General features: G+C 71.2%; 8 protein-coding genes. 2 read left to right on the forward strand and 6 right to left on the reverse strand.

Going from position 1 to position 11,745, the window contains the following annotated elements; all coding sequences use genetic code 11:
* Positions 1-56: 56 nt before the first annotated feature.
* Positions 57-5,609: a hypothetical protein gene (locus K8638_RS37640; protein WP_223759608.1), complete on the forward strand. Its 5,553-nt coding sequence runs from the start codon at positions 57-59 to the stop codon at positions 5,607-5,609.
* Between the two features lie 110 nt (positions 5,610-5,719).
* Here K8638_RS37640 and K8638_RS37645 read toward each other — a convergent pair whose 3' ends face one another.
* On the reverse strand, positions 5,720-6,352 hold the full coding sequence (locus K8638_RS37645) for a YceI family protein (RefSeq protein ID WP_223759559.1): 633 nt from the start codon (positions 6,350-6,352) through the stop codon (positions 5,720-5,722).
* A 232-nt stretch (positions 6,353-6,584) separates the two neighbouring features.
* Between K8638_RS37645 and K8638_RS37650 the strand changes: the two genes are divergently transcribed.
* On the forward strand, positions 6,585-8,222 hold the full coding sequence (locus tag K8638_RS37650) for a sigma-54-dependent Fis family transcriptional regulator (RefSeq protein ID WP_223759560.1): 1,638 nt from the start codon (positions 6,585-6,587) through the stop codon (positions 8,220-8,222).
* Positions 8,223-8,258: 36 nt separating this feature from the next.
* On the opposite strand, the gene K8638_RS37655 is transcribed toward K8638_RS37650, so the two are convergent.
* The 5 genes from K8638_RS37655 to K8638_RS37675 all read right to left on the reverse strand — a co-directional run bounded on the left by K8638_RS37655 (position 8,259) and on the right by K8638_RS37675 (position 11,716).
* Positions 8,259-8,990 carry a rhomboid family intramembrane serine protease gene (locus K8638_RS37655; RefSeq protein ID WP_223759561.1) on the reverse strand — a complete coding sequence of 244 codons (732 nt, stop codon included), beginning with the start codon at positions 8,988-8,990 and terminating at the stop codon, positions 8,259-8,261.
* A gap of 146 nt (positions 8,991-9,136) precedes the next feature.
* Positions 9,137-9,334, reverse strand: a complete 198-nt coding sequence (locus K8638_RS37660) for a hypothetical protein (protein WP_169350308.1) — start codon at positions 9,332-9,334, stop codon at positions 9,137-9,139.
* A gap of 214 nt (positions 9,335-9,548) precedes the next feature.
* Positions 9,549-9,764 carry a hypothetical protein gene (locus tag K8638_RS37665; RefSeq protein ID WP_169350314.1) on the reverse strand — a complete coding sequence of 72 codons (216 nt, stop codon included), beginning with the start codon at positions 9,762-9,764 and terminating at the stop codon, positions 9,549-9,551.
* 32 nt (positions 9,765-9,796) lie between these two features.
* Positions 9,797-10,993: an acetyl-CoA C-acetyltransferase gene (locus K8638_RS37670; RefSeq protein ID WP_223759562.1), complete on the reverse strand. Its 1,197-nt coding sequence runs from the start codon at positions 10,991-10,993 to the stop codon at positions 9,797-9,799.
* A 75-nt stretch (positions 10,994-11,068) separates the two neighbouring features.
* Positions 11,069-11,716, reverse strand: coding sequence for a hypothetical protein (locus K8638_RS37675; RefSeq protein ID WP_223759563.1), 648 nt, complete (start codon positions 11,714-11,716; stop codon positions 11,069-11,071).
* Between the last annotated feature and the right edge of the window lie 29 nt (positions 11,717-11,745).

Below are 11,745 nucleotides of genomic sequence, written 5' to 3' on the forward strand. Positions count from 1 at the left end.
GTCGGTTTGTACGCTGTCCCGCAGCAAGGTGACGGATGTCGGACACGCGCGCGGCGATGAGAGAATTTCGCTTCCTGGACGAGAAGCGGAAGCTGGGAAGCCTGTCTCCCGTGGAGGAGGCTCGCTGGAGCGAGCTGCGCGGGCTCCTGGGCATCCAGGACGCTCCCGCCGTGCCGGACGCCTCCGCATGGCAGCAACAGGCGGCCCCCCAGGGCTACTACGGCGCCGATGGCCAGTGGTACGCCTACCCCGCCGGCTACGCCCAGCAGCCCCAGGGCTACTACGGCGCCGATGGCCAGTGGTACGCCTACCCCGCCGACTACGCCCAGCAGCCCCAGGGCTACTACGGCGCCGACGGCCAGTGGTACGCCTACCCCGCCCAGCAGGCCTACGCGCAGCAGGGCTATGACCCCAATCAGGCCTACGCGCAGCAGGGCTACGACCCCAATCAGGCCTACGCGCAGCAGGGCTACGACCCGAACCAGGCCTACGCGCAGCAGGGTTACGACCCGAACCAGGCCTATGCGCAGCCGGGTTACGACCCGAGTCAGGCCTATGCGCAGCCGGGTTACGACCCGAACCAGGGCTACGCGGCCTGGCCGCAGCAGGGCTACGACCCGAATGCCCAGGGCTATGACCCGAACGCGCAGCAGGGCTATGACCCGAATGCGCAGCAGGGTTATGACCCGAATGCGCAGGGCCAGGCCGGTGGCTGGCAGGCGGATCCGAATGCACAGCAGGCCTGGTCCGGCTACGCGCCGCAGGCCCCTGTCGAGCCCGACAACCTGAGCCTCACCGCGGACGAGATCGACATCCCCGCGCTGAGCGAGCCCGCGCCCTGGATGACCCCTGGCGCCGCCGAGACGGCTGGCGCTCCCGCCGCCGAGCAGGAGTCGCTGGACGCACAGCAGGAGCCGGGCACCGAGGCCACGTCCACCTCCTCTGAGGACGTGCTCGAGGTGATGGAGTCGGACGTCGCGGTGGACACCACTCCGGACCCGTCCGCTTCGTTCGCGGACGTCACCGCCGACCTTGGGGAGCAGGGTGCGCAGGCGCCGGAGACCGAGCCGGGCGCGATGGTCGCGGAGGATGACTTCTCGTCCGTGACGGCCTCTGAGCCCCAGGTCCCGGCCGCCTCCGAGCCCGAGTCCTCGCTGGAGTCTTCATTCGCCGACCTGTCGATGGAGGTCGAGTCGGCGCCGGACACTTCCGCCGAGGCGCCCGTTGCCGCGGCGGCGCCGTCCGATGAGGCGGAGTTCGCCTCCGCCGAGCTGGAGGTCCCCTCCTCCGAGGTCGAGCTGGTCGACGCGACGGCCGAAAGCGAGCCGGTGCTGGCCGAGGAACGCTCGCCCGCGCCCATGGACGAAGCCTGGGCGTCCGCCCCGCTCGCCGTGGAGCCGATGGAGCCTTCGGAGGCGGAGAGTGCCGACGCGAGTGACATCATCGACGTCGCCGCGCTGACTCCCGCCGACCCGGCCGCTGAGTCGGACACGCAGCCCTCGGTGCTGGCGCTCGACGCCTCCGACATGCTCGAGGCCGCATCCCCGGACGAGGCGACTCCGTCCGCGGAGGTCTCGTCCAACGCCTGGGACCTGGGCACTCCTGCCTCCAGCGAATCGGCTGCGACCGAGTCCCAGGGCGATTCGACGGAGTTCTCGCTCGACGCCTCCGAGGCGCATTCCTTCGAAACGCAGTCCGCCTCGGAGGAGATTGCCCTCGACGCGTCCGACATGAGCGACGCGTCCTCCTTCGAAGCGCAGGCCGGCTCGGCGGAAATCGCGCTCGAGGCGTCCGACGTGAGCATGGAGCCCGCTGACGACGTCCAGGCGGCCGGCGCGGAGGAGAGCGTTCCCACGTTCGAGCTGAACGCGTCCGAAGCGACGGACTTCGCCGCGGCGGAGGCTCCGCTGTCGGCGCAGGGCGAGACTTCCGCGGAGGAGCCGCCGCTCGACGTCATGGACATCGAGTCGGCCCCGGAGAGCACGGAGCCGCCGACCTTCGACGTGGCCGACCTCGGCTCCGAGATGGAGCCCGAAGCCCCCATGGCGTCCGCCGGGTCTCCGTTCGAGAACCCGGATGAGACCTCGCTCGAGCTCCGCTCGGTGCAGGTGGGACCGGACCTCCAGGCCGATACCGTCGAGCTCGCCGGGACGCCGGCGCCGGCGTCCCCCGCGGCCCATGCGTTCGCGGGCACCCCGACCGCGGAGGAGATGTTCGACCTGAGCGGCAATCCCGAGGAGGCCGTGCCGCTCGCCGCCGCGGGAGAGTTCGTCGATTACGGCCGCTTCGCGAGCCCGGGCGAGCGCGGCATGGCGCTCTCGGGTCAGGAGCCGTCGTCCAGCGCGGGTTGGGGCTCGGAGTCGACCGACGCCGTGCCGCTCATGAGCGAGGAGCAGGCCGCCAGCGCCGATTGGAGCGCGGAATCGGCCGACGCCGTGCCGCTCGCGAGCAACGCCGAGTTCGCCGCGGAGATGGGCACGTCCGGTGCTTCGTGGGGTGATGCGTCCACGGAGGCGTCCGGCTCCACCGAGCAGCCCGAGTGGTCCACGCCTGCCGAAGAGGCCCCCATCGAGCTGCAGCCCGAGTGGGCCTCGGCCTCCGAGCCCTCCGACCTGACCGCGAATGCGGCGGCTCCTTCCGAGACCGCGCCCGCGGCGGCGGAGCTCGAGGCCGGGTGGGTCACGCCCGGCGAAGAGGTCTCCACGGAAGCACTTGCCACCGAGTGGGCTCCGCCGGCCGGCGAGGCAGCCGCCCCTGGTGCCTTCGCGGCTGAGTGGGCCGCGTCGGCCGGTGAGGCGGCGGCGACCAGCGCGACTCCTTCCGAGTGGGGGACGGCCGCCGAAGAGGCAGCGGCCGTCGAACTCCAGGCCGAGTGGGCCACGCCCATCGAAGAGGGCTCTCCCGAGGCCGCACAGGCCGAGTGGGCCGCTCCCACTGGTGAGGCGACTCCTGATGCCGCGCAGCCCGAGTGGGCGACGCCCACCGGTGAAGCGGAAACCGCGGCGCAGCCCGAGTGGGCCACGCCTGTCGAGGAGGCCGCACCGGAGGCTGCGCAGGCTGAGTGGGCCACGCCTGTCGAGGAGGTTGCTCCGGAGGCGGCACAGGCCGAGTGGGCCACGCCTGTCGAGGAGGTTGCTCCGGAGGCGACACAGGCCGAGTGGGCCACCCCGGCCGCGCAGGACGCATCCCAGGCTGCCCAGACCGGGTGGACCGCGCCGGTAGAGGCCGCGCCCGAGAGCGTGCCGTCCGAGTGGGCCACCTCGTCCGCCGAAGAGGCCGCGCCCGTCGAGCTCCAGGCCGAGTGGGCCACGCCCGAGACCGACGCCGCCCAGGCGCCGTGGACGGCAGCTGCCACCGAGGCCGCTCAGCCGGAGTGGGCCACGCCCGCCGAAGAGGCCGCGCCCGAGGCTGCCCAGGCCGAGTGGTCCGCCACCACCGAGGTCGAGCCCGGGGCTGTCCAGGCCGAGTGGTCCGCCACCACCGAGGTCGAGCCCGAGGCCACCCAGCCGGAGTGGGCCACGCCCGCCGAAGAGGTCGCGCCCGAGGCTGTCCAGGCTGAGTGGTCCGCCACCACCGAGGCCGAGCCCGAGGCTGCCCAGGCTGAGTGGTCCACCACCGAAGTCGCTTCCGAGACATCCCAGACCGAGTGGTCCGCCACCGCCGAGGTTGCTTCCGAGACCGCCCAGGCTGAGTGGTCCACCACCGAAGTCGCTTCTGAGGCTGTCCAGGCCGAGTGGTCCTCCTCCGCCGAGGGAGCTTCCGAGACTGCCCAGGCTGAGTGGTCCGCCACCACCGAAGTCTCTTCCGAGACTGCCCAGGCTGAGTGGTCCGCCACCACCGAAGCCGCTTCCGAGACTGCCCAGGCTGAATGGTCCGCCGATACCGAAGTCGCTTCCGACGCCGTGCAGGCCGAGTGGTCCGCACCCGCGACCGAGGCGCCCGCGGCCGCGCAGCCGGAGTGGACGGCCGCCGCTGAAATCGAGCCCGAGGCCGTCCAGGCCGAATGGGCGACCTCCGCTGAAGCGTCCGCGGAGGCCACCCAGCCTGAGTGGGCCGCGCCCGCGCAGACGGACTGGTCCGCCCCCGCCGCTGACTCGGCGCCTGACGCCGCGTGGGGTGCACCCACCGGAGAAATCGCCGCAACGTCCGCGCAGACGGACTGGTCCGCCCCCACTGCCGAGGCGGCACCCGACGCCGCGTGGGCCGCACCTGCCGCCGAAGCAACTCCCGAGGCCGAGTGGGCCTCGCCCGTAGAGGAGCTCGCTCCCGACGCCGTGCAGGCCGAGTGGTCCACCATCACGACCGGGGCGCCCGAGGCCACGCAGCCCGAGTGGGCAACGCCCGCGACCGACGCCGCTCCCCAGGCCGAGTGGACGGGTGCCACCACCGAGGCCCAGCCCGAGTGGGCCTCGCCCGTCGAGGAACTCGCTCCCGACGCCGTCCAGGCGGAGTGGGCCACGCCCACGGGCGAAGCCGCCGCTCAGCCCGAGTGGTCCTCCACCGCCGCGGCCCAGCCCGGCTCCGACTGGAACACTCCCGCCACGGACACGGCGTCGTCCGCATGGGCCTCCGTCGAGACGCAGCCCGCGTCCCAGTGGGAGTCCGCTCCGGCCGAAGAGGCCCCCGTCGAGCTCCAGCCCGAGTGGGTGACGCCGGAAGCCGAGGCCGCTCCCGAGTGGAGCGCGCAGCAGCCCGCCGCCGCCACGCCGGAGTGGAGCGAGGCCCCCGTCGAGGAAGTCTCCCTGGCGGACACGTCCACTCCCGCCGAGGGCGTCCAGGCCGAGTGGAGCGACACGCCCGTGGACATCGAGCCCATGCTCGAGGCCACGCCCGCGGAGCCGGAGCCTTCGTGGAGCGACACGCCAGCGCAGGCCACCGCCTCGCGCTTCGCCGCGCCGTCCGAGTCGGTGCCCTGGGAGCAGGAGCCCGAGCCCGAGGCTCCGGCCTGGCGGTCCGGCGGCGACAGCCCCTTCGGCGCCCAGGGCCACCACCTCTCCGAGCCCGAAGCCGACATCGACGTCAACCTCGACGCCCCGCTGCCCTCCCCCATCGAGGAGGAGGTCGCGGTGGAGCTCGAGCAGGAGATCGCCGAAATCGAGCTCGAGGAGGAGTCCGTGGAGCCGCCTCCGGCGCCCCGCCCTCCGCCTCCGCCCGCGCCGCAGGCGTCCAACCGCGTCGCAGCCTCGCGTGAGCCGCTCTTCCCCCAGCCGGCCGTGGCGGACACGGCACCCGTCACATCCTTCGTGGAGGGCGAGCACCGCGTCATCATCCACACCGTCGAGGGCCAGGTGAAGCGCGGCACCATCCGCGACGCCGACCTGCTCGACGAGGTCATCTCGCTGGAGCAGCAGAGCGGCTTCGCCCCCGAGCAGATTCCCGGCAAGCGCGTGAAGGCCATCTTCTTCATGCTCGGCGCCGGCGTGCGTCAGCCGCAGGCGGAGGGCCAGAAGATCCGCGTCACCTTCAACGACGGCCGTCAGGTCGCGGGCTTCTCGCGGGACTTCAAGGGCAGCACGCCGGGCTTCTTCGTCATCCCCGCCGACCAGCGCACCAACACCGCCCGCATCTTCATCTACCGCTCCAGCGTGCAGGCGGTGGCGGAAGGCTGAGGCACAACCCGGGCGGGGGGCGCCCACGTCGCTCCCCCCGCAAGTGAAAAAGGGGCCCCCCACCACCGTGGGAGGCCCCTTCGTCATTCAGCGTCAGCCGTGGCTTCGGACTACTTCTTGTCCGACGCGGTCGCCGGCTTCGCGGCGGGCGCCGGCTGCTTCTTGGTCAGGGACAGGTCCAGGTTCACGGTGACCTCCTCACCCACCGCCACGCCGCCGGTCTCCAGCGCCGCGTTGTAGGTCAGGCCGAAGTCCTTGCGGTTCAGCTTGGTGGTCGCCTGCACGCCGCGGCGGATGTTGCCCCAGGGGTCCTTCGACTCCTGGCTCGGGCCCGTCACGTCCAGGACGACGGGCTTGGTGACGCCGTGCATGGTCAGGTCGCCGGAGACCTTCAGCTTGCCCTCGCCGGCCTGCTCCACCTTCTTCGACTTGAAGGAGATGGTCGGGAACTTGGCCGTGTCGAAGAAGTCAGGGGCGCGCAGGTGCTCGTCGCGCTTGGTGTTGGCGGTGTTGACGGACGCCGCGTCCAGGGTCGCCTCGACGGTGGACTTGGTGATGTCCTTGTCGTCCAGGTTCACCGAGCCGCTCTTCACGTTGAACGAGCCGTTCACGTTCGACACCATCATGTGCCGCACGGTGAAGCCGGCGCTGGAGTGCGCGGGGTCGATGTCCCACGTCGAGGCAAACGCCAGGGACGGCAGGGCAATCATCAGGGCAACGGCGCTCTTCAGGGACATCTTCATGTAGCTGTTCTCCTCGGGGTGCTGCGTTTCAAGCGCGGCGCGAAGCCGCGCATCGACAGGGTTCCCTGCTCGGAACTTCCGGAGCCGGGTGACGGGACCTTCTACTGCAACCGGAAGACCAAGGCACGCGACACGCCAACCCCTTGGAATTACTCCATGAGCCTGTCACCGCGTGCGCGGAGCATCTCAGATTGATAGAGAGACACATCACTCTGGAAGGGAGTCGTACACCGTGGCTGCCGGATTCGAACTGGGCTTGAACGAGTTGTTGTCCTTCGAGCCGGGGGGCGGACTCATCCACTTCGCGGGGCAGCGGGCGCTGCTGATGGACCCGGTGGCGCTGGGGCTGCTGCGCAAGGAGCTCATCGGCCTGCTGGGCATGACGGCGGCCCGCGGCATCTTCACCCGGCTGGGCTACGCACATGGCTGGAGGACGGCGGAGGCCCTGAAGACGGCGGTGCCCTGGCCGGAAGAGTCGATGTGGAGGCGGGCGGGCGGGCGCCTGCACATGCTGCAGGGGCAGGTCCGGGTGGAGCGCGTGGAGCGCCGGCCGGACGAGGGCCCGGAGCCCTTCGCCGAGGCGCAGTGGCGCGACTCCTATGAGGCCGAGCAGCACCTGCTGCACCTGGGCCAGGCGGACCAGCCGGTGTGCTGGAGCCTCACCGGCTTCGCGTCCGGCTACATGAGCTACGTCAACGGCAAGCCCATCTACGGCACGGAGCTGCGCTGCGTGGGCAAGGGCGACGCGGCGTGCCTCTTCGTCGGCCGGCCCGCCGAGGAGTGGAGCACCGAGTGCACCGAGGTGCTGCGCTTCTATGAAACGCAGTGCATGGAGGGCGTGCTGGCGCAGGTGACGGACGCACTGAGGCAGGCCGAGCGCAAGCTGCGCGCGAAGCGGCAGTCCCTCGCACGGGCGGGCGTGACGGAGGACCCGGCGGGCATGGTGGCGCGCTCGGAGGCCATGCAGCGCGTCCTCAACCTGGCGCGCCGCGCGGCCAAGGTGGACTCCACGGTGCTCGTCACCGGCGAGAGCGGCGTGGGCAAGGAGCGCGTCGCGCGCCTCATCCACGACGAGTCCGGCCGCGCGCACAAGGCCTTCGTCGCCGTCAACTGCGCCGCCGTCACGGAGAGCCTGCTGGAGAGCGAGCTGTTCGGCCACGCGCGCGGCGCCTTCACCGGCGCCACCCATGACAGGGCGGGCCTCTTCGAGGCGGCCCACGGCGGCACCCTCTTCCTGGACGAGGTGGGCGAGGTGCCCGCGTCCATGCAGGCCAAGCTGCTGCGCGTGCTCCAGGAGCGCGAGGTGCGGCGCGTGGGCGAGAACACCAGCCGCAAGGTGGACGTGCGCCTGGTGGCCGCCACCAACCGGGACCTCGCGGAGGAGGTGCGCCTGGGCCGCTTCCGCCAGGACCTCTACTACCGCCTGCGCGTCATCGAGCTGAAGATTCCGCCGCTGCGCGAGCGGCGCGAGGACGTCCTCCCCCTGGCGCGGCTGCTACTGGCCGAGGCCTCCGAGCGGCTGGGCCGCAAGGTGGCGGCCCTGGCCCCCGAGGCGGCCGACCAGCTCCTGCGCTACGGCTGGCCCGGCAACGTGCGCGAGCTGGGCAACGCGGTGGAGCGCGCGGTGGCCCTGTGCGAGGGCCAGCGCGTGGAGCGGGAGGATTTGCCCGAGGAGGTCCGCGCCGCGCCGCCCAGCCTCGTCCCCACCGGCAACCCGCGCCGGCTGGAGGACATGGAGAAGGAGTACATCCTCGCGGTGCTGGCGCAGAATGGCGGCAACCGCGCGCGCACCGCCGAACAGCTCGACATCGGCGTGGCCACGCTCTACCGCAAGCTCAAGCAGTACGGACACCCCGAGGCGGCCCACTGAGGCCGCCCTCCAGGGACGGAACTCCGAGGCCCGGGGTCAGTTCAGGTACTGGTCCCGGTCCGGACGGTTCGGGTTCTTCGGCACCACGCGCAGGTGCTTGGAACGGTCCTTGAGCTGGCGCTGCAGGCGCCAGTGCTGGAAGTGCAGCATCAGCCGGCGCGGGCTGACACCCCGCACGTAGGCGAACACCATGCCCAGCGCGAGCAGGTCCGGCACCTGCGTCTGCCAGCCGGCGGTGACGGCCGACAGCACGACGAAGCCCGCGCCGATGCCGGCCAGCGCGTTGCCGGACAGGGGGATGCCCCAGAAGTTCGTCTCACCGCGCCCGATGCTCAGGCCGTACGCCACCCACAGCACCGTCGTCATCACGTTGCCGCCGGTGTACGCCTGCGTCGTCGCCCCGGGCACCACCATGGCCAGCAGCGCCGTCACGACGCCCGCCAGCGCGGTGATGCCCAACCCCACCAGCAGCAGGCGCTTGCCGCCCCAGATGGACTCCAGGTAGCCACCAATCGACCAGATGATGATGGCGCCGAAGATGATGCCGAGGGGGCTCGCCTCGATGAAGGCATAGGTCAGCGGCTGCCAGAGCAGCAGCCGGCGGAGGACGACGTCCGGCAGCAGCAGCAGCAGCCCGCCCTGCCCTCCCTTGGTGAGGTGGAACAGCACGGAGCCAGCCACCAGCGCGACCGCCAGCTTGGACGCCATCGTCTCCAGGCCGGGCAGTCCACCACCACCCCTGCCGCCGAAGCTGCGCATCGGTCGCATTCAGTACTCCTCCCACTCACCGCTCAAGGGACGCCCAAAGGTGGTGGAACCCCCGCCGCTTCGCAACCCCAAACGACAAGGGCGCCCATCCCCGTCACCAGGGAGAGCGCCCTCGAATGCCGGCTCTTCCGCCCTCGCGCGGCCGCTCAGGACTTCGCGCGGTAGAAGAGCGTGATGGTCAGACAGTGGAACTCCTTGTCGGAGGACTGCGTCACCACCCTGTCCACCACTTCGACGTTGGGGTTCTCCTTGAGCCACTTGGTGATGTTCTCACCCATGTTCTCGCGGTCACGCGCCAGAGTCGTGGAGAACACCTTGACTCCCGTGAAGCTGATAACGCCCATTCCGACCCTCGTCTAAACCAGAGATTCTGGACGTTTACCCCGAGACGATTCCGCCATCAAGAAACGGGGCCGACATTCCAGTCCTGGCGGACCCGGCTCCTCGGGGGGCCGGCGGTTCTCCGTCGAACAGAAGGCCCGGGCCGCCCCACCTTCCAGGGCGGCCAGGGCGCGGTCGCAGCCCCGCACCGGGTGCACGGGGCACGGGCCGTCTACTTCACCTCGCGCCCGCGGCCTTGCGGGACAGACACGCGACCTCGTCCTTGCAGGCGGGACCGATGCCCTCGGGGTGGGCGGTGAGCGGCGTCTTGTCACTCTCTTCCACGCCACACACCACGCACTTGCGCTTGCGGTTGCGGCGCTCGGCGCGGCGCTGCTCGGCGATGGCCTTGGCCCGCTCACGGGCCGTCTTCGCGTCCACCTCGTTGCTCATCTCGCGTCCCGGTTGGAAGTCCTGTGCCGTCATCAGAGCGCCTCGACCAGCACCGCGATGCCCTGGCCGCCGCCGATGCAGGCGGACCCGATACCATAGCGGCCACCACGACGCTTCAGCTCGTACACCAGCGTGGTGGTGATGCGAGCCCCGGACGCGCCCAGCGGATGGCCCACGGCAATCGCGCCGCCGTTGACGTTGGTCCTGTCCCGGGGAAGGCCCAGCTCCTTCTCCACCGCGAGGTACTGCGGCGCGAAGGCCTCGTTGACCTCGAAGAGGTCCACGTCGGACAGCTGGCACTGCGCGCGCTCCAGCAGCTGGCGGATGGCCGGCGCCGGGCCAATGCCCATGATGCGCGGGTCACACCCGGAGATGCCCCAGTTGACCAGCCGGGCGATGGGCTTCAGGCCGTGCTTCTCCACGAACCCGCGCGTGGCCATCACCATGGAGCCCGCGCCGTCGCAGATGCCGCTGGCCGCGCCCGCGTGCACCACGCCGTCCTTCTTGAAGACCTTGGGCAGCTTGCGCAGCCCCTCCACCGTGGTCTCCGGACGGTTGTGCTCGTCGCGGGAGACGACGGTGTCACCCTTCCTGCCCTTGATGGTGACGGGGGCAATCTCGTCGTTGAAGCGGCCCGCCTCCTGCGCGGCGGCGAAGCGCTTCTGGGTGAGGACGGCGTACTCGTCCACCTGGTCCTGCGTGAGCGAGTAGTCCACCGCGAGCTGCTCGGCGGTGAGGGCCATGGCCTGGCCGGTGTAGCTGTCGGTGAGGGCCGTCCAGAGCATGTCCTCCAGGTTCCCCTTGCCCAGCGGCAGGCCCCAGCGGGCGCCGCGGATGACGTGGGGCGCCTGGCTCATGGACTCCGTGCCGCCGGCCAGCACGCAGCTCGCCTGCTCGGTGAGCATCATCTCGGCCGCGGTGACGAACGCCTGGAAGCCGGAGCCACACAGCCGGTTGACGCCCAGGGCGGGCACCGGCACGGGCACGCCGGTGCGCAGGCCCACGTGGCGCGGCAGGTAGATGGCGTCCGCGCTGGTCTGCACCACGTTGCCGTACACGATGTGCTGGACATCCTCGGGCGACACCTTCGCCTGGGCGAGGGCGGCCTTCGCCGACTCCACGGCGAGGTCGGTGGCGCTGAGCTCCTTCAGGCTGCCCCCGTAGGTACCGAACGGGGTGCGCTTGCCGGAAAGGAAGTAGATCTCCTCGTTCTTGGACACGCTCTTCATGGTGGTCGTCTACCTACTCTCAACAGACGCGCGGTGCACGCACGCCGTGACGTGATGACGTGTGGGTCTGAGTCGTCAGGGCAGCCGCCGGCCCAGGAAGGCGCTGGCGACGATGGCAAGCGCCATGACGGTCAACAACAACCCCTGCAGGTTCTGTCGCCGAATCTCCTTGCGTCCGAGCCCCTGGTACCAGGAACGCCCGGCCTCCACGCGGCCTTCCCACGTGAAATCGCCCGTGGGGGTGAAGCCCTCCAGGCGCCGGAGGTGGGCACGCAGCAGCCGCTCCGGGGAAGCGTCTTCCAGTGAACCGGAACGGTAGACGCCGGGAAGCTCGATGGCGGGGCGGCGGTAGCCGGCGGTGATGACGAAGCCCCGGGGCGCCACCGGGGTGAGGAGGTAGAGCCGGGGGGAGCCGTCCTGCCCCAGATGGAGCGTGGCGAACACGCGCTCCCCCGGGTGGGCCCAGTCATAGGAGCGGGTGGCGCGCTGGAGGCGGGGCTTCTCCTCGTGGCTGCCGAGCGCCACGAAGCCGAGCGCCTGGAGCTGGGCGGCCAGCGGGCCAAGCTCCAGCGGAAGGTCCATCTGGTCCGAGGGGGCCTCGGGCTCCACGCGGACGCTGCCGGGGAAGAGGAAGAGGATGGCGCGCCAGAGGTTGAGGCTCAGCAGCACCACGGCGAGCACGAGGCCGGCGACGGCGATGCCCAGTTCGACGAGGAGATTCATGCGGGGAGCCCCTCGAAGAGGGTCATCCG

The organism is Myxococcus sp. RHSTA-1-4 (assembly GCF_020037125.1).
Lineage (GTDB): Bacteria > Myxococcota > Myxococcia > Myxococcales > Myxococcaceae > Myxococcus.

Bases quoted from the DNA above. Each gene is read 5' to 3' on its own strand.
- K8638_RS37640 (WP_223759608.1), top strand. From the start codon at position 57: ATGAGAGAATTTCGCTTCCTGGACGAGAAGCGGAAGCTGGGAAGCCTG.
- K8638_RS37645 (WP_223759559.1), bottom strand. From the start codon at position 6,352: ATGAAGATGTCCCTGAAGAGCGCCGTTGCCCTGATGATTGCCCTGCCG.
- K8638_RS37655 (WP_223759561.1), bottom strand. From the start codon at position 8,990: ATGCGACCGATGCGCAGCTTCGGCGGCAGGGGTGGTGGTGGACTGCCC.
- K8638_RS37660 (WP_169350308.1), bottom strand. From the start codon at position 9,334: ATGGGCGTTATCAGCTTCACGGGAGTCAAGGTGTTCTCCACGACTCTG.
- K8638_RS37665 (WP_169350314.1), bottom strand. From the start codon at position 9,764: ATGAGCAACGAGGTGGACGCGAAGACGGCCCGTGAGCGGGCCAAGGCC.
- K8638_RS37670 (WP_223759562.1), bottom strand. From the start codon at position 10,993: ATGAAGAGCGTGTCCAAGAACGAGGAGATCTACTTCCTTTCCGGCAAG.
- K8638_RS37675 (WP_223759563.1), bottom strand. From the start codon at position 11,716: ATGAATCTCCTCGTCGAACTGGGCATCGCCGTCGCCGGCCTCGTGCTC.